Below are 16,954 nucleotides of genomic sequence, written 5' to 3'. Positions count from 1 at the left end.
TCCCGCTTCACGCAAGGAACAGCTATGACCCGCATCTCCGATTCCGGACTCTCCGTCGCCGTCGTCGGCGCCACCGGCCAGGTCGGAAAGGTGATGCGCGAGATCCTCGTCGAGCGGAACTTCCCGATCGGCGAGCTGCGCCTGTTCGCCACCGCTCGCTCCGCGGGGACCTCGATCGAGTTCGCCGGTCACGCCGTCATCGTCGAGGACATCGCCACCGCCGACCCCGCCGGCATCGACATCGCCCTCTTCTCCGCCGGTGCGACCGGTTCGCGCGCGCACGCCCCGCGGTTCGCCGAGGCGGGCGCCGTCGTCATCGACAACTCCAGCGCTTGGCGCATGGATCCCGAGGTTCCCCTCGTCGTCAGCGAGGTCAACCCCCACGCCACGGTCAACCCGCCCAAGGGCATCATCGCGAACCCCAACTGCACCACGATGGCCGCGATGCCCGTGCTGAAGGTGCTCGACACCGAGGCCGGCCTCGAGCGCCTCATCGTCTCGACCTATCAGGCGGTCTCGGGCTCGGGCCTCGCGGGGGCCGAGGAACTGCTCGGCCAGGTCGAGGGAGTCCTCGCGCAGGGCCGCACGCTCGATCTCGTGCATGACGGCTCCGCGGTCGACTTCCCCCAGCCCGAGAAGTACATCGCGCCGATCGCGTTCGACGTCATCCCGTTCGCGGGCAGTCTCGTCGACGACGGCGACAACGAGACCGACGAGGAGAAAAAGCTCCGCAACGAGAGCCGCAAGATCCTCGAGCTGCCCGACCTGCGGGTCGCCGGTACCTGCGTGCGCGTCCCGGTCTTCACGGGCCACTCGCTGTCGATCCACGCCGAGTTCGCGCGCGACATCACGCCGGAGCGGGCACGAGAGATCCTGTCGGCGGCGCCCGGCGTCGTGCTCGAAGAGGTGCCCACCCCCCTGCAGGCCGCCGGCAACGACCCGAGCTACGTGGGCCGCATCCGCGCCGACCAGTCCGCCCCGGCAGGCAAGGGTCTCGTTCTCTTCATCAGCAACGACAACCTCCGCAAGGGCGCCGCGTTGAACGCGGTGCAGATCGCGGAGATCGTGGCCGAGCGCCTCTGACGCGAAGGCGGGGCCGCGGTGCGGCGGGATGACGCCCGCCGCACCGGGATAGACTGGTGCATCGTGAGTGAAAAGGTCGACGTCGTCCTGATCGGCGGGGGCATCATGAGTGCCACGCTCGGTGTGCTGCTGAAGCAGCTCCAGCCCGATTGGAAGATCGAGGTGCACGAGCGCCTGTCGGATCTGGCGCAGGAGAGCTCGAACCCGTGGAACAACGCGGGCACGGGCCACGCTGCGCTGTGCGAGCTGAACTACACGCCCGAGGCGTCGGACGGCTCCGTCGATCCCGGCAAGGCGATCACGATCAACGAGCAGTTCCAGCAGAGCCGTCAGCTGTGGGCGTCGCTCATCGAGCGCGGCATCCTCGACGAGCCCTCCACGTTCATCAATGCGACGCCTCACATGACCTTCGTCCGCGGTGAGAAGGACGTCGCCTTCCTCAAGCGGCGCTACGAGGCGCTGAAGGACCAGCCGTTGTTCGCGGGCATCGAGTACTCCGAGGACTCGCGCGTCATCAACCAGTGGGCGCCGTTGCTGATGCAGGAGCGGCGCAAGGGCGAGCCGTTCGCCGCGACGCGCGTTCCGGCGGGCACGGATGTCGACTTCGGGTCGCTGACCCGTCAGCTGTTCTCCCACCTGCAGGAGCAGGGCGTCGAGGTCATCACCGACCGCGAGGTGCGGACGATGACCCGGCAGAAGGACGGGTCGTGGCGAGTCTTCTGGCGCAATCGCCTGGGCAGGACCCCCGGCCACACCGACGCGCGATTCGTGTTCGTCGGCGCGGGCGGCTGGGCGCTGAAACTGCTGCAGAAGTCGGGGATCCCCGAGATCAAGGGGTACGGCGTCTTCCCGATCGGCGGACAGTTCCTCAAGACCACGAACCCCGCCGTCGTGTCGCAGCACAAGGCGAAGGTGTACTCGCAGGCCTCCGTCGGCGCTCCGCCGATGTCGGTTCCCCACCTCGACACGCGCGTGGTCGACGGTGAAGCCTCGCTGCTGTTCGGACCGTTCGCGACGTTCAGCCCGAAGTTCCTCAAGAACGGTCGCATCACCGACATCGTCGCCCAGGTGCGTCCGCACAACCTGTTGCCGATGCTGAAGGTCGCCGTCGACAATCCGAGCCTGATCTCGTACCTCGTGGGCGAGCTGCTGAAGAACCACCGCAAGAAGGTCGACTCGCTTCGGGTGTTCATGCCGACCGCGAAGGACGAGGACTGGGAGCTGATCCAGGCCGGCCAGCGCGCTCAGGTCATGAAGAAGGACCCCAAGAAGGGCGGCGTGCTGCAGTTCGGCACCGAGGTCGTGACCTCGGCCGATGGCTCGATCGCGGGCCTGCTGGGCGCCTCGCCGGGCGCTTCGACCGCGGCATCCATCATGCTCGGACTGCTGAAGACCTGCTTCCCCGATCGCATCGCTGGCTGGGAGCCCGAGCTGAAGAAGCTCATCCCGAGCTACGGCCAGCCGCTCAACCCGCGCGCCGATGCGGCCCGCGCGTCGATCGCGGCGACGGCCGAAGCGCTCTCGATCAACCCCTGACGGGCATGGCCAAGCTCTACTTCCGTTACGGGGCGATGAACTCCGGCAAGTCGACGGCTCTGCTGCAGGCGGCTTACAACTACGAGGAGCGCGGCCAGCACGTCCTCCTCGCGAAGCCCGAGATCGACACCAAGGGTGCCGGGCAGATCGCCAGCCGGCTGGGTGTCGAGCGCGACGTCGACTTCCTCGTCGGCGGCGACGACGACCTCCGAGCCGTGTTCGGCGTCCATCGCGAGCGTGTGCGGGCGGAGACGGGGGCGGATGTCGCGTGCCTCCTCATCGACGAAGCGCAGTTCCTGACGTCGGAGCAGGTCGACGATCTGCTCCGGACCGTGGTCGAGGAGAACGTGCCGGTGCTCGCCTACGGCATCCGCACCGATTTCCAGACCCGGGCCTTTCCCGGATCCGCTCGTTTGATGGAGCTCGCGCACAGCCTCGAAGAGCTCAAGACGATCTGTCGCTGCGGGCGGAAGGCGCTGTTCAACGCCCGTCTGGTCGGCGGCCGCTTCGTGTTCGAGGGCGACCAGGTGGCGATCGACGAGCTCGCCCGCGACCGCGTCACCTACGAGTCGATGTGCGCCGAGTGCTACCTCCGCGAGTCGGGCGGTCGTCTCGCCTGACGAGTCGGGCCTCTGATACGTTTCACGACGCGGCCGTCTCGGGCTTTGCGCGGTCAGACCACAAGATGTATCGTGGTCCGGCCACCAACGAGAGGGGCGTCATGGCTGACGGAACCCCGGCGCGCGCCTGGCGCGTCGTACTGGAGAAGATCGAGTCCGATCTTCTCGCCGGCAAGCTCGGTCCCGGCGACCGGCTGCCGTCCGAACGCGACCTCGTCGCACAGCTCGGCGTCGGGCGTTCGAGCGTCCGAGAGGCGTTGCGCGTGCTCGAAGTCATGGGCCTCATCCGCACCGCGACCGGTTCGGGCCCCAGCGCCGGCGCGATCGTGGTCGCGCGGCCGACCGGCGGCATGCAGGCTCTGCTCCGCCTGCAGGTGGCCGCGCAGGGCTTCGCGATCTCGGATGTCGTCGACACTCGTCTGCTGCTCGAGGAGTGGGTCGCGGGGGAGCTCGCCAGCTCGTCCGACGTCGATCTCGATCGGGCGCGCGAGGCGTTGCATGCGATGGATGCCCCCGGCCTCAGCCCCGCCGACTTCCTCGCGCTCGATGCGCAGTTCCACGTCGCCCTGGCCGAGGCATCGGGCAACGAGGTCGTCGCGGCGATGATGGCAGGCCTCCGCTCGTCGATCGAGGACTACGTGCTCGAAGGCGCCGCGCGCATCCCTGATTGGAACAGCGCGGTCGACCGGCTGCGCGACGAGCACAACGCGATCGTGGCCGCGATCGACGAGCAGCGCGTCGCGGATGCCCGCATCGCTGTGCGCGATCACATCACCGGGTACTACGCGTCCGCGAACCCCGTCCGGCCCGAATCCGCCTGAACCATCCGGCCCGACCCCTTCGGCCATCTGCCGGAACAGAGGAGAAACATGGTCACCCGCCAGCTGCCCAAGATCCCCGAGCTGCTCGAACTCATGCAGTTCAAAGCTCCTGACCTCAACGGTCGTCGTCGCCGGCTCTCAGCGGCCCTGACGATCGACGACCTGCGGACGATCGCGAAGCGTCGCACGCCCAAGGCCGCATTCGACTACACCGACGGTGCCGCGGAGGGCGAGATCTCGCTCGCGCGAGCGCGCCAGGCGTTCCAGGACATCGAGTTCCACCCCGACATCCTGCGTCCGGCCGAGTCGGTCGACATGTCGACGGAGATCCTCGGCGGACGTTCGGCGCTGCCCTTCGGCATCGCCCCGACGGGGTTCACCCGCCTCATGCAGACCGAGGGCGAGAGCGCCGGGGCATCTGCGGCGGGAGCCGCCGGCATCCCGTTCACCCTCTCGACGCTCGGGACGACCTCGATCGAGGGTGTGCGCGCCGCCAACCCGCATGGGCGCAACTGGTTCCAGCTCTACGTCATGCGCGATCGCGAGATCTCGTACGGTCTGGTGCAGCGGGCCGCGGAGGCGGGCTTCGACACGCTCATGTTCACCGTCGACACCCCGGTCGCCGGCGCGCGACTGCGTGACAAGCGCAACGGGTTCTCGATCCCGCCCGCCCTGACCGTCGGCACGATCGTCAACGCGATCCCGCGGCCCTGGTGGTGGATCGACTTCCTCACCACACCCAAGCTCGAGTTCGCGTCGCTGACGACGACCGGCGGCACCGTCGGCGAGCTCCTCAACGCCGCGATGGACCCGACGATCAGTTACGACGACCTCGAGGTCATCCGCGGCATGTGGCCTGGAAAGATCGTCGTGAAGGGCGTGCAGAACGTCGAGGACTCCAAGCGTCTCATCGACCTCGGCGTCGACGGCATCGTGCTCTCGAACCACGGTGGTCGCCAGCTCGACCGTGCACCCGTGCCGTTCCACCTTCTGCCCCAGGTCGTGCGTGAAGTCGGCAAGGATGCGACGGTCATGGTCGACACCGGCATCATGAACGGCGCCGACATCGTCGCCTCGGTCGCGCAGGGCGCGAAGTTCACGCTCATCGGGCGCGCGTACCTCTACGGCCTGATGGCGGGCGGTCGCCAGGGCGTCGACCGGACGATCGCGATCCTCCGCAGCGAGATCGAGCGCACGATGCAGCTGCTCGGTGTCTCGAGCCTCGACGAGCTCGAGCCGCGTCACGTCACGCAACTGCAGCGGCTCGTGCCGATCGCAGGCTCAGCGCCGCGCCGCACCGCCGCGCGCGCCAAGACCGCGTCTCGAGCCTGACGGCGGGACGCGCGGCGGGTAGCAAAGCAACGGGCCCCGGAGCCGGCAGTCGGTCGACTGCGGGCTCCGGGGCCCGGATGCGTTCCGCGATGTCGTCCGCGTCAGCGGGTCATCGCAGGGGGAGCGTGGGGATGAGCTGGTCGAGGAAGTCGGCGGTGTCCTCCCAGCCCTCGACCGCGTGGCACGCCACGCCCATCGCGAGCACGGGGTAGTCGTTGCCGTTCTCGTCGAGGCGGTCTCCGACGAACAGGATGTCGTCCTGGGGGATGCCGGACTGCTCGATGAGACGCGTCATGCCGTAGGCCTTGTCGATGCCGCGCTCGGTGATGTCGACGGACGTCGACCCGCCCGCGCGCACCTCGAGGTCGGGGATGCGGTCTGCCACCGCCGCGCGGAGTGCGTTCTTCTTCTCGCCGGTCGGATCCCACGCCATCTTGGCGTCGACGGGAGCCTGCTGACCCAGTGCGGAGAAGGTGATCTGCGATCCGCGGTCCTCGAGAATCGGGCCCCAGGTCTCGCTCTCCCACAGGTCGAGGCGGCGCGCTTCCTCCTCGACCGCGGCGAGGGCGCGCGACTTCTGGTCGTCGGTCAGCGACCGAGCGTAGATCATCTCGATGCCGGCGGGGGAGAGGCGGTAATACTGCGTGCCGCACGTCGGCAGCAGGTGGAAGTGCGACAGCAGCTCGGCATCCGTCTCCGGCAGCTGGTCGACGACCTGCGCCGTGAACTGCGCGAGCTGTCCGCCCGAGATGATCGCGACCTCGACGCGGGCCGCGAGATCCAGGAGCTGGCGTCCGATGCGGGGATCGATGGCGCTCTTCGAAGGGGCGAGGGTGTCGTCGAGGTCGAAGGCGACCAGGCGGGGGATGGGCATCCGTGCTCCGTTCTCCGGTGGCATGAAAGAGGCCCCGCCTCGCGGCGGAGCCTCTTCGCTGTCGGGGTGACAGGATTTGAACCTGCGGCCTCGTCGTCCCGAACGACGCGCGCTACCAAGCTGCGCCACACCCCGTGGCAACCCTCCAAGCTTACCCCGATCTCGTCCGGAAGACGAATCGGCTCACGCTCGCGCGCGCAGGGTGAGGACGGATGCCTCGGGGCGGCAGCCGAACCGTACGGGGGCGTAGATCGAGTGGCCGAGGCCGGCGCTGACGTTGAGCGGCACGTCGTCGGGTCCCCACGTGCTGAGCCCCCGCGCCTGGTCGAGCGGGATGTCGCAGTTGGCGACGAGAGCGCGCGACGAGAAGGGGATGCGGACCTGCCCGCCGTGCGTGTGGCCGCCGAAGATCATGTCGGTTCCCATGTCGACGAAACGGTCGAGCACGCGACGATACGGGGCGTGGGTGACGCCGAGCGTCAGGTCAGCGCGCTTGCGACCTTCCAGAGCCGCCAGGGCGCCGGGGAGGGCGTCGAGGTCGTCCCAGTCGCGGTGCGCGTCGTCGACACCGACACCATTGATCCGCAGCCCGGAGACGCGCACCGCAGCGGCTGCGTTGTCGAGCTCGGACCAGCCGAGGTCGTCGATGAAGAAGGCATCCATCGCCTCGGTGTCGAGCTTCGCGGCGGTCTGGGGGTACTTCGAGGGCCCGGTGAAGTAGCGCACGGGGTTTCGCCCGCTCGGCTCGTATACGTCATTCGACCCGTGAACGAAGAACCCGGGCACTCCTCGCAGGGGAGAGAAGGCGCGACGGATGCCGTCGAGACCGCGGGTGTGCCCGAGGTTGTCACCCGTGTTGATCACCAGGTCGGGCTGCGTCTGCTCGGCGAGCTCGGCGATCCACCGCTGCTTGCGCTTCTGCCAGGGCGCCATGTGGGCATCGGAGAGGTGCAGGACGGTGATACTCGGGCTGCCCGGTGGCAGCACGTGGAGCTCGTGGCGCCGCGCGGTGAACAGGTAGCGCTCGATGCCGACTCCCCAGACGATCGCACCGCCGGCGCCCAGGGCGCCGGCGGTGGCGATCGTGGAGAGCGTCCTGTGGACGCCTGCCATCAGCAGTTCTTCGCGGTGTACTCGATGGTGATCTGCGTGCCGCGGCCGACCGCCTCGCCGGCTGCCGGGCTCGTGCCCGTCACCGTCGGCTGCGGTGGGTCGTCCTTCTCGGTACACGCCGTCGTCACGCTCGTGAAGCCCGCGGCTCGCAGTTGGCGTTCCGCCTCCTGCGGGTTGCCCGTGACCGGCGGTACCGTCGCGCCCTGACCGTTGCTCGGGGCGATGGTCACCGTCGTGCCGCCCGGGGCGCGGCCCGCACCCGGGTCCTGCGACACGATCCGGCCCTCGGGCTCGGTCGAGTCGGTGGGCTCGGCGACGTTCACCGTGAAGCCGGCCGCCTCGAGGGTGCCGCGTGCCTCGTCCACGGTCTGCCCCACGACGTTCGGCAGATCCGTCAGGACGTTCTTCGTGAGGTTCGTGTCCGGGGTCGGGAAGCGATCGCCACCGAACTTGGCGTTCGCCGCTCCCTGCATCTTCGGCCAGATCGCGTTTCGGATCTGATCGAGACGCCAGCCGTTGACGCGGTATTCGTTGAGCTTTGCGAAGCCGTCGACGTTGCCGACCCAGACCACGGTGGCGACCTTGGTGCTCGCGCCGTCCATCCACGTGTGCTCGTACTCGTGGATACCGGTCTTGCCGAACACCGGCACGCCGTCGAAGATGCGCGCGCCCTGACCCGTTGCATTCATGACGCCCTCGAGCGCGAAGGCGGCGGTGGCGGCGACGTTGGCCGAGATGGCCTGGTCGCAGCTGGTCTGCGGCGTGATGTCGGTGCCGTCGGACTTCACCGCCCGATCGATGACCTTGGGCTCGCAGCGCATGCCGCCGCCGGCGACTGCGGCGTACGCCTCCGCCATGTCGATGGGCGCGACCGCGGCGGAGCCGAGTACGTCGTAGGGGTTGTTGTTGACGTCCAGCGGGTCGCCGTTGGACTGCATGACACCCATCTTCATCGCGACCTGGTTGGTCGAGCACACCGAGATGCGCTCGGCCATCGCGAGGAAGCCGGAGTTGAGGGAGTCTTCGGTGAACTTCTTGATGGTGCCCGAGTAGCCGTTGCTGCTCTGGAAGTTGCCGATCTCGTTCTGACGGCCGCTGTTGCCGGTGCGGACGTTCTGGGTGGCGCCGTCGCAGCTGGTCAGCACGCGCTTGTTCCCGACACGGCCGTTGATCACTTCGTTGATGGAGTGACCCTGCTCGAGCCAGTTGATGAGGCTGAACACCTTGTAGGTCGAGCCCGCGGAGTGACCACCGCCGCCGTCCTGGTTGCGCACGTTGTAGTTGACGGGCGTGGTGGAGTTGTCCGACGCGACGGGCGCGAACGGACGGTTCTGCACCATCGAGAGCACACGTCCGGTGCCGACCTCGACCTGGACACCCGAGGCGCCGAGGTTCAGGCGGTCATCGGTGGCGGGAACGACCGACATCGCGTCGAGCGCGGCATCCTGCAGCTGCGGGTCGAGCGTCGTGTAGATCTTCATGCCGCCGCGGCGCAGGTTCTGCTGGCGCTCTTCGAGCGACTCGCCGAAGGCCGGGTCGTCGAGGACGATGTTGCGGACGTACTCGCAGAAGAACTCCGCGCCGGCGGCGAGCTGGCAGCCCTGCGGGCGCTCCTGGATGTTGGGGGTGATGGGCTCCGCGACGGCGGCATCCCGCTCTTCCTGCGTGATCTTCCCGTCGGAGAGCATGCGGTTCAGCACGTAGACCTGGCGGTCCTTCGTCAGCTCGTAGCCGTTCGCGGCGCCGTTCGACTCACTGTCGGGGCGGTCGAGACGGTACGTGTTCGGCTCCTGCACCATGCCGGCGATCGCCGCGGCCTGGCCGATCGTGAGCTGCGAGGCCGGCACGCCGAAGTAGTACTGCGCGGCTGCGCCGATGCCGTAGACGGTGCCGCCGAAGTGCGCGATGTTGAGGTAGCCGAGCAGGATCTCGTTCTTCGGATACCGCTTCTCGAGCTGAATCGCGTACCGCATCTCCTGCAGCTTGCGCTCGATGCCGTCGGTGCCGGAGGAGACGGTGGTCGAGCGGAAGCACGCCTCGACCTCGTCCTGCGACTTGGCCTCCTTCTCGCACGCCTGCTGCAGCACGTTCTTGACGTACTGCTGGGTGATCGACGAGCCACCGCGGGTGTCGCCGCCGCGCAGGTTGCCGAACACGGCGCTGGCGGTGCCGAGCAGGTCGACGCCGCCGTGGGTGTAGTAGTTCTTGTCCTCACTCGAGGTGATCGCGTCGAACATGACCGGCGCGACCTCGTCCCACGTGACCGGGATGCGGTTCTGGTCGTAGAACTGCGTCATGAGGACGTCGTTGCCGTCGGCGTCCTTGCGGTAGAACTCGGTCGGCAGCATGAGCTCGTCGACTTCGAGATAGCTCGGCATGTTGTCGAAGACGTCGATCGCGCTGGTCGCGGCGTAACCCGACACGGCGATGGCGGGGGTCACGGTGGCGGTGACGAGGATCCCGGCCACAGCGCTCAGGCCGACCAGGCCGGCGAGACCGCCGAGCACACCGGTGGCCGTGCGTTTCTTGTGAGGCATAGGGTGATCGTAAGCGAGATACCTGGGCATCCGCCTCAGGACCACCCCTTGCGCGCGTGCCTCCGCGCATGTCGGCGCGCGAGCGACAGCCACAGAACGGAGCCCCGATGACGACGTGGGAGTACCTCACGACGCCCCTGCTGATCCACAACACGGCGGCGATCCTGAACAACTGGGGCAAGCAGGGCTGGGAGCTCGTGCAGGTCGTTCCCGGCCCCGAGGGCGGGCTCGTGGCGTACTTCAAGCGGCCCGTCGGTGGGGGAGCGGCCAACGCCGGTCTCGGTGCCGCCCATCAAGCGGCCCAGCAGTTCGAGGGGACGGGCGCATGAGCGTCTCGGCACGCCTGGCCGAACTCGGCATCCAGCTTCCTCCGGTCGTCCCGCCGGTCGCGGCCTACATCCCGGCGACCGAGCACGACGGACTCGTCTACACCTCGGGGCAGCTGCCCATGATCGACGGTTCGCTTCCCGCGACCGGCAAGGTGGGCGTGAGCGAGGGGCTCGTCACGGCCGACACCGCCAAGCAGCTCGCTCGTCAGTGCGCGCTCAACGCCATCGCCGCCGCGGCGGACGTGGCTGGCGGTGTCGACAACCTCGCTCGGGTCGTCAAGGTGACCGGCTTCGTGGCATCCGTTCCGGAGTTCACGGGACAGCCCGGCGTCATCAACGGCGCGAGCGAAGCGCTCGGCGAGATCTTCGGCGACGCCGGACGTCACGCGCGGTCGGCGGTCGGCGTTCCCGTGCTGCCGCTTGATTCTCCCGTCGAGGTCGAGGTCGTCTTCGCCCTCGTCTGATCCTCGGACGCTCCGCCCATCGCGAACCGAGGGTGAAACACCGCCCGTGAGGTGGTCCACGGCCCTACGCTCTGGTGTGGACCACGCGGAAAGGCGGTAGGGATGCAGGGACTCGAGGTCACGGTTCTGCTGGGCATCGCCCTTCTGGTCGGAACCGTTCTGGCTCCGCGGTTGCGCGTGGCCACTCCGCTGGTGCTGCTCGTGATCGGGCTGCTGCTCGGCTTCGTGCCCGAGCTGCGGACGATCGAACTGCCTCCCGAGACGGTGCTGCTGCTCTTCCTCCCGGTGCTGCTGTTCCGCGAGGCCTGGACGACGTCGCTGCGCTCGGTGCGCCGGTCGCTCCGGTACATCGTGCCGATGAGCACTCTGCTCGTCGTCGCCTCGGCGTTCGCCGTCGCGGCGGTCGCGACGTGGCTGGGCGTGCCGTGGGAGGCCGCGCTCGTGCTCGGCGCCGCGGTCGCCCCGCCTGATGCCACCGCTGTGGCCGCCCTCGGACGACTGCTCCCGCCCCGCACGTTCATGAAGCTCAAGGCCGAGAGCCTGACCAACGACGGCACGGCTCTCGTGCTGTACGCCATCGCCGTCTCGCTTCTGCTCGGCGACCAGGTCAGTGCCCTCTCCATCACGGGGATGGTGCTGCTGTCGTACCTCGGCGGGGCAGCGGCGGGCATCGCCGTCGCCGCTCTCGCGTTCCTCGCGCTGCGACGGATGCAGTCGACCCTGACGATCAACCTGACGCTGCTGCTCGTCCCCTTCGTCGCTTTCCTCGTCGCCGAGCTGATCGAGGCATCGGGCGTCCTCGCCGTCGTCTTCGCGGGGCTCATCGTCGCCTGGGTGTCGCCGCGCATCACGACCGCCATGTCGCGCCGCGCAGCCGATGCCACGTGGCCGTTCGGGGTGTACCTGCTCAACGGCGCGCTGTTCGTGCTGATCGGGCTCGAGGTGCAGCTGGTGCTGCATGAGATCTCGCCGTCGGAGATCGGCATCCTGCTCCTCGTCACCGTTGCGGCGTGGATCGCCCTGTTCGTCGTCCGCTACCTCTTCCAGTGGCTGTTCTCGCCCTTCTCGCGGCCGGCGGCCGGGTCGAGCCGATCGCTCCGTCATCGCTCACGGGTCGTGAGCACCGTGTCGGGGTTCCGCGGCGCGGTGTCACTCGCGATCGCCCTCTCGGTGCCGATCACGACGGCATCGGGTGAACCGGTCGAAGGGCGCGACTCGATCGTGTTCGTCACCGCGGGGGTCATCGTGCTCACCCTGCTCGTGCAGGGGCCGCTGCTTCCCGCCGTCATCCGCTGGGCGAAGCTGCCCGCCGACGACGCGGCGATCGAGGAGTACGAGCTCGCCCAGCGGGCGATCTCCGGTGCCGCCCTGGCGGCCCTCGACGATCTCGCCGCCGAGCACGGGGTCAGCGACCGCGTGCGCGACCGTGCGCGCCATGAGGGGTACGAGCGCCTCGAGCTGGCGAACGCGCGGGCCGTCGCGCGGCTGCGAGCCGCCGAGGAACGCGACGCCGATGCCGATGTCGACGGCGAGCCGGATGACGAGGATGCCTCGCGCATGGGCCCCGTGCCGCCCGGGCCGGTCGATGGCGACGGGCACCGGCCCGCGCCGCAGCTCGAGATGCTCGCCGTCAGCGACGACATCGACCTCACGCAGCGCTCGCCGCTCATCCGGCACAAGGAGGCGACGCGGCTCCGGCTGGCGATGCTCGATCGCAAGCGCGAGGTGCTGCTGCGCCTGCGGCGCGACGGCACGATCGACGATCTGGTGGCACGCCGCATCCTCGCCGACCTCGACATCGAGGAGATCCGGGCTCGCGGCCTCGATCGCGACGCCGAGTGACGCGCCTCGCGCCGCCGTGGGGCGGCGCGAGGCTGCGGGCTACTTCAGCTGAGCGCTGATGACCGACATGACCGCGGTGTCGGCGAGTGTCGTCGTGTCGCCGACCTCGCGACCCTCGGCGACATCCCGCAGCAGGCGTCGCATGATCTTGCCCGATCGGGTCTTCGGCAGCTCGCCGACGATGTAGACGTCGCGGGGGCGTGCGATGGGGCCGATCTGCTCGCCGACCCACTGCCGGAGCGAGGTCGCGAGGCCGTCGGGGGAGTGCGCGTCGAGGTAGCTCTGCTTGATGATGACGAACGCCACGACGGCCTGTCCCGTGGTCTCGTCGGAGGCGCCGACCACGGCCGCCTCGGCGGTCGACTCGTGCGCGACGAGCGCGGACTCGATCTCGGTCGTCGACAGGCGATGGCCCGAGACGTTCATGACGTCGTCGACGCGTCCCATGAGCCAGATGTCGCCGTCGTCGTCGAGCCGCGCGCCGTCGCCGGCGAAGTAGTAGCCCTGCTTCTGGAACTTCTCCCAGTAGGTCTCGACGAACCGGTCGGGGTCGCCCCAGATGCCGCGCAGCATGCTCGGCCACGGCTCGGTGATGACCAAAAGTCCGCCGTTGCCCTCGCCGACCCGGTTGCCCTCTTCGTCGACGACGTCGATCGAGATGCCGGGGAGCGCGACCTGGGCCGATCCGGGCTTGGTCTCGGTGACGCCCGGCAGCGCCGAGATCATGATCGCGCCGGTCTCGGTCTGCCACCACGTGTCGACGATCGGTGCCTTCTTGCCGCCGATGACCTTGCGGTACCACATCCACGCCTCGGGGTTGATGGGCTCGCCCACCGATCCGAGCAGGCGGATGCTCGACAGGTCGTACTGCGCCGGGACCTGACGGCCGACCTTCATGAACGAGCGGATCGCGGTGGGGGCGGTGTAGTAGATCGTCACCCCGTACTTCTGGATGATCTCCCACGAGCGTCCGGAGTGAGGGGTGTCGGGGGTTCCCTCGTACAGCACCTGGGTCGCGCCGTTCGCGAGCGGGCCGTACGTGACGTAGCTGTGCCCGGTGACCCACCCGATGTCGGCGGTGCACCAGTAGACGTCGGTCTCGGCGTGCAGGTCGTGGACGACGCGGTTGGTGAACGCGGCCTGCGTCAGGTAGCCGCCGGAGGTGTGCAGGATGCCCTTCGGCTTACCCGTCGTGCCCGACGTGTACAGGATGAACAGCGGGTTCTCGGCGGGGAACGCCTGCGCCTCGTGATCGGGGGATGCCGCGGGCACGACGTCGTGCCACCACAGGTCGCGCCCGTCGTTCCACTCGATGTCGTTGCCGCCGCGGCGCACCACGATGACGTGCTCGACGGTGAGCTGCGGACCGGCGCCCCGGTCGGACAGCGCCTGGTCGACGGCCGGCTTGAGCGGCGAGACCTTGCCTTTGCGGTAGCCGCCGTCGGCGGTGATGACGAGCTTGGCCCCGGCGTCGTCGATGCGGGTGCGGAGGCTGTCGGCGGAGAACCCGCCGAACACGACCGAGTGCACCGCGCCGACCCGGGCGACGGCGAGCATCGCGGCGACGGCCTCGGGGATCATCGGCATGTAGATGGCGACGCGGTCGCCCTGTTCGATTCCGAGCTCGGTGAGGACGTTGGCCAGGCGCTTGACCTCGTCGGTGAGCTCGCCGTAGGTCACGGCGCGGTCATCGCCCGGCTCGCCCTCCCACAGCAGCGCGACGCGGTCGCCGAGGCCCGCCTCGACGTGACGGTCGAGGCAGTTGTACGCGACGTTCAGCTCACCGTCGGCGAACCACTCGGCGAACGGGGGATTCGACCAGTCGAGCACCTGGGTGAAGGGCTTGTGCCAGTGCAGCTGCCGCGCCTGGTCGGCCCAGAATCCCTCGCGGTCCGCTGCCGCGCGCTCATACAGCTCGGCGGTGCCGACCGCGGATGCGGCGAACTCCGGCGACGGCGCGAAACGCCGGGTCTCGGTCAGCAGGTGGTCGATCTGGCTGCTCATACGGCACGCTCCTTCGCGGTCGATGGCGCCGCGCATGGGCGGCGTGCGGTCAATCTAGACCGCGGCGAGATCAGGAGACTACCGCCGATAGTGGGTGGTCGTGTCACGCCATGCATGGCGTCGCCTGATTGGGTCGCATCGGGTTCGGGAGATAAGCTGATCGACGGCTGCGACATCGATCGCGCCCGTGACGGCCCGACCTACCCCCCAAGCGGCGGGACGTTGCGTGGACGGCACCCCTATCCCCCAATGTGGGGTGCCGTCCTTCTTCTTTTCCTCGGGGGAGCGACTCACTCGCACGGAAGGCGACGGGTTCCTCGTCGAGACTTCTCCCCAGCGCGGCACCGATCTGAGCTGTCCCCTGTTCGGGCACGTGGGTCGGCTGACGGTTCTGACCGTTCCTAATGTCGGGGCATGGCATCAGCATTCGTCGTCGCACCGCGCTCGGGCTCCGTTGTCGCCGCACGGCGCGAACCGACATCGCCAGCGAAACCACGGCGCCAGCTTCCCGCCGACGCGGCGCTCGATCCGTTGCGTGAGCATCTGCTCGACCCGGATGCGACGGATGTCTTCGTCAACGGCGAACGCGGTGTCTTCGTCGACCGTGGTGGCGGCGCCGAGGCCGTTGAAGGGTGGCGCCCGAACGAGGCGGAGGTGCGTGCGCTCGCCGTGGCGTTGATCGCCCTCGGCGGACGTCATCTCGACGATGCGACTCCCTGTGCCGACGTGCGGTGGGCCGGCGGTATCCGAGTGCACGCGGTGCTGGCGCCGGTGGCCTGCGAAGGCTCCGCGATCTCGATTCGGCTTCCAGCGGTCGAGCAACTGAGCCTGGCCGAACTCGAGCAACGCGGGATGTTCGACGCCACGGTCGCCGAGGACCTCCGCCGACTCGTCGCGGATCGGACCAATCTCCTCGTCACGGGGGCGACGGGCGCCGGGAAGACGACGCTTCTCGCGGCGTTGCTGTCAGCCGCGAGGCCGACCGAACGGATCGTGACGATCGAGGATGTCGCCGAGCTGCGGCTCGACCATCCGCACCATGTCCGGCTCGAGGCGCGCCAACCCAATCTCGAGGGCGCCGGGGCCGTGCCGCTCGCTCGGCTGGTGCGGGAGGCGCTCCGCATGCGACCCGATCGGCTCGTGGTGGGCGAGTGCCGCGGTGAAGAGGTCCGCGAGTTGCTGACCGCCCTCAACACGGGCCATCACGGCGGAGCGGGGACGGTGCACGCGAGCGGTCTCGCTGACGTCCCGGCCCGGCTCGAGGCGCTCGGTGCGCTGGCGGGGCTCGACGATCACGGCGTCGCCCGACAGGTGGTGAGCGCGATTGGCGCGATCATCCATGTCGGTCATGTCGACGGCGCGCGACGCGTCACGGGGATCGCCCGGCCGGTCCTTCGAGGCGGAAGACTCGGGATCGAGGAGCGGGCGTGAAGCGGCGGTGGCGGCGGGCCCATTCCGCGGCTGAAGCGGATGCCGCGGCGGTGGCCGGTGTTGCCCCGGCCCTGCACCGTCTCGCTGTGCTGCTCGAAGCCGGTATCGCGCCCGACAGGGCTTGGGAACATCTGGCGGCGTCGGGCGACTCGGCACCTCGCCGCGTGGACGAGCGACGTCGGGCGGGTGAACCGCTCACCGGTGCCATTGCTGCCGAACCCGGAGCCTGGCGAGAGGTCGCCACTGCCTGGCATGTCGCGACGACCGTGGGAGCGCCGCTTGCGCGCACGCTGCGAGGGATGGCCGAGGCGCTGCGCGACGCCGAGCAGGCCCGTGATGACATTCGCGTCGCGCTCGCCGAGCCCACAGCCACGGCGCGCCTCGTGGGATGGTTGCCGCTCGTCGCTGTCGGGCTCGCCCTCCTGCTCGGCTTCGACGTCGTCGCCACGGTGCGCCATCCCGTCGGCGCGACGTGCCTCGTCGTCGGCGCGCTGCTGATGGCGACAGCGCACCTGTGGACCCGTCGCCTCGTCGCCCGAGCCCGACCCGTGGGCGGTGTCCCCGGGATGTCCGCCGAACTGCTAGCGATTGCGCTGTCGAGCGGTGTGTCGACCCGCCGGGCAGAGGAAGTCCTGGCGTCCGTCGACGTCGCGCTTGCGCCAGCGGACCGGGAGGTCCTCGGACTCTCGACCGCGGCCGGGGTGCCCGCGGTCGACCTGCTGCGCGCGACCGCAGACCTGGAGCGTCACCGTGCCCGCATCGAGGGCCGGATGAGGGCGGCGCAGCTGACATCACGGCTCTTGCTGCCGCTCGGAGTGTGCACGCTGCCCGCGTTCCTCCTCATCGGCGTGGCACCGATGCTCCTCAGCGCGATGAGCAGCACCTCGGTGCCGCTGTGATGTCGCGACATCCGCGCGGGTTCGACCGCGCCAGACCAGACCGTGCCCACCGTGCCCATGACGAACACC

Annotated in this window: 14 protein-coding genes and 1 tRNA gene; 10 read left to right on the top strand and 5 right to left on the bottom strand. The window is 69.2% G+C overall.

Annotation, left to right across the window (positions count from 1 at the left end):
* The first annotated feature begins 24 nt into the window (after nt 1-24).
* From ACU6RU_RS09920 to ACU6RU_RS09900, 5 genes are all read left to right on the top strand, one after another.
* Nucleotides 25-1,083, top strand: a complete 1,059-nt coding sequence (locus tag ACU6RU_RS09920) for an aspartate-semialdehyde dehydrogenase (protein WP_289329891.1) — start codon at nt 25-27, stop codon at nt 1,081-1,083.
* 63 nt (nt 1,084-1,146) lie between these two features.
* A complete protein-coding gene (locus tag ACU6RU_RS09915; RefSeq protein ID WP_120264877.1) occupies nt 1,147-2,619 on the top strand; it encodes a malate:quinone oxidoreductase in 1,473 nt (490 codons plus the stop codon).
* Between the two features lie 5 nt (nt 2,620-2,624).
* Nucleotides 2,625-3,239 (top strand): thymidine kinase, encoded by a 615-nt coding sequence (locus ACU6RU_RS09910; RefSeq protein WP_289329889.1) that lies wholly within the window; start codon nt 2,625-2,627, stop codon nt 3,237-3,239.
* A gap of 101 nt (nt 3,240-3,340) precedes the next feature.
* The gene (locus ACU6RU_RS09905; RefSeq protein ID WP_289329888.1) at nt 3,341-4,060 is read left to right on the top strand and encodes a FadR/GntR family transcriptional regulator; all 720 of its coding nucleotides are present in this window, start codon (nt 3,341-3,343) and stop codon (nt 4,058-4,060) included.
* A gap of 48 nt (nt 4,061-4,108) precedes the next feature.
* Entirely contained in the window at nt 4,109-5,392 is a 1,284-nt protein-coding gene (locus ACU6RU_RS09900; RefSeq protein WP_446726442.1) for an alpha-hydroxy acid oxidase, read from the top strand.
* A 109-nt stretch (nt 5,393-5,501) separates the two neighbouring features.
* Here ACU6RU_RS09900 and ACU6RU_RS09895 read toward each other — a convergent pair whose 3' ends face one another.
* The 4 genes from ACU6RU_RS09895 to ACU6RU_RS09880 form a co-directional block, all read right to left on the bottom strand.
* Nucleotides 5,502-6,266, bottom strand: coding sequence for an HAD-IIB family hydrolase (locus ACU6RU_RS09895; RefSeq protein WP_446726441.1), 765 nt, complete (start codon nt 6,264-6,266; stop codon nt 5,502-5,504).
* 61 nt (nt 6,267-6,327) lie between these two features.
* Nucleotides 6,328-6,401 (bottom strand) — tRNA-Pro (locus tag ACU6RU_RS09890).
* A 48-nt stretch (nt 6,402-6,449) separates the two neighbouring features.
* Entirely contained in the window at nt 6,450-7,379 is a 930-nt protein-coding gene (locus ACU6RU_RS09885; RefSeq protein ID WP_446726440.1) for a metallophosphoesterase, read from the bottom strand.
* Nucleotides 7,379-9,916: a transglycosylase domain-containing protein gene (locus tag ACU6RU_RS09880; RefSeq protein ID WP_120264883.1), complete on the bottom strand. Its 2,538-nt coding sequence runs from the start codon at nt 9,914-9,916 to the stop codon at nt 7,379-7,381. The genes ACU6RU_RS09885 and ACU6RU_RS09880 overlap by 1 nt, the downstream gene beginning before the upstream one ends.
* A gap of 107 nt (nt 9,917-10,023) precedes the next feature.
* Between ACU6RU_RS09880 and ACU6RU_RS09875 the strand changes: the two genes are divergently transcribed.
* From ACU6RU_RS09875 to ACU6RU_RS09865, 3 genes are all read left to right on the top strand, one after another.
* The gene (locus ACU6RU_RS09875) at nt 10,024-10,245 is read left to right on the top strand and encodes a DUF4177 domain-containing protein (RefSeq protein WP_094261190.1); all 222 of its coding nucleotides are present in this window, start codon (nt 10,024-10,026) and stop codon (nt 10,243-10,245) included.
* Nucleotides 10,242-10,709, top strand: a complete 468-nt coding sequence (locus tag ACU6RU_RS09870; protein WP_289329886.1) for a RidA family protein — start codon at nt 10,242-10,244, stop codon at nt 10,707-10,709. The genes ACU6RU_RS09875 and ACU6RU_RS09870 overlap by 4 nt, the downstream gene beginning before the upstream one ends.
* 102 nt (nt 10,710-10,811) lie before the next feature.
* Nucleotides 10,812-12,551, top strand: a complete 1,740-nt coding sequence (locus ACU6RU_RS09865) for a Na+/H+ antiporter (protein WP_446726439.1) — start codon at nt 10,812-10,814, stop codon at nt 12,549-12,551.
* A gap of 39 nt (nt 12,552-12,590) precedes the next feature.
* On the opposite strand, the gene acs is transcribed toward ACU6RU_RS09865, so the two are convergent.
* Complete coding sequence (gene acs, locus ACU6RU_RS09860; RefSeq protein WP_446726438.1) at nt 12,591-14,555, bottom strand: acetate--CoA ligase; 1,965 nt, start codon at nt 14,553-14,555, stop codon at nt 12,591-12,593.
* Nucleotides 14,556-14,969: 414 nt separating this feature from the next.
* Between acs and ACU6RU_RS09855 the strand changes: the two genes are divergently transcribed.
* Together ACU6RU_RS09855 and ACU6RU_RS09850 are read left to right on the top strand one after the other, a co-directional pair.
* A complete protein-coding gene (locus ACU6RU_RS09855; protein ID WP_120264888.1) occupies nt 14,970-15,986 on the top strand; it encodes a TadA family conjugal transfer-associated ATPase in 1,017 nt (338 codons plus the stop codon).
* Entirely contained in the window at nt 15,983-16,885 is a 903-nt protein-coding gene (locus ACU6RU_RS09850) for a type II secretion system F family protein (protein WP_120264889.1), read from the top strand. Before ACU6RU_RS09855 ends, ACU6RU_RS09850 begins: the two co-directional genes overlap by 4 nt.
* Nucleotides 16,886-16,954 lie beyond the last annotated feature (69 nt).

It is taken from the genome of Microbacterium sp. F1-18 (assembly GCF_052921305.1).
The sequence above is the reverse complement of the archived record's forward strand: the minus strand, read 5'-3'. Positions and strand labels throughout refer to the sequence as shown.

Bases quoted from the DNA above. Each gene is read 5' to 3' on its own strand.
- ACU6RU_RS09885 (WP_446726440.1), bottom strand. From the start codon at position 7,379: ATGGCAGGCGTCCACAGGACGCTCTCCACGATCGCCACCGCCGGCGCC.
- ACU6RU_RS09880 (WP_120264883.1), bottom strand. From the start codon at position 9,916: ATGCCTCACAAGAAACGCACGGCCACCGGTGTGCTCGGCGGTCTCGCC.
- ACU6RU_RS09895 (WP_446726441.1), bottom strand. From the start codon at position 6,266: ATGCCCATCCCCCGCCTGGTCGCCTTCGACCTCGACGACACCCTCGCC.
- ACU6RU_RS09910 (WP_289329889.1), top strand. From the start codon at position 2,625: ATGGCCAAGCTCTACTTCCGTTACGGGGCGATGAACTCCGGCAAGTCG.
- ACU6RU_RS09875 (WP_094261190.1), top strand. From the start codon at position 10,024: ATGACGACGTGGGAGTACCTCACGACGCCCCTGCTGATCCACAACACG.
- ACU6RU_RS09855 (WP_120264888.1), top strand. From the start codon at position 14,970: ATGGCATCAGCATTCGTCGTCGCACCGCGCTCGGGCTCCGTTGTCGCC.
- ACU6RU_RS09870 (WP_289329886.1), top strand. From the start codon at position 10,242: ATGAGCGTCTCGGCACGCCTGGCCGAACTCGGCATCCAGCTTCCTCCG.
- acs (WP_446726438.1), bottom strand. From the start codon at position 14,555: ATGAGCAGCCAGATCGACCACCTGCTGACCGAGACCCGGCGTTTCGCG.
- ACU6RU_RS09905 (WP_289329888.1), top strand. From the start codon at position 3,341: ATGGCTGACGGAACCCCGGCGCGCGCCTGGCGCGTCGTACTGGAGAAG.
- ACU6RU_RS09865 (WP_446726439.1), top strand. From the start codon at position 10,812: ATGCAGGGACTCGAGGTCACGGTTCTGCTGGGCATCGCCCTTCTGGTC.
- ACU6RU_RS09900 (WP_446726442.1), top strand. From the start codon at position 4,109: ATGGTCACCCGCCAGCTGCCCAAGATCCCCGAGCTGCTCGAACTCATG.
- ACU6RU_RS09920 (WP_289329891.1), top strand. From the start codon at position 25: ATGACCCGCATCTCCGATTCCGGACTCTCCGTCGCCGTCGTCGGCGCC.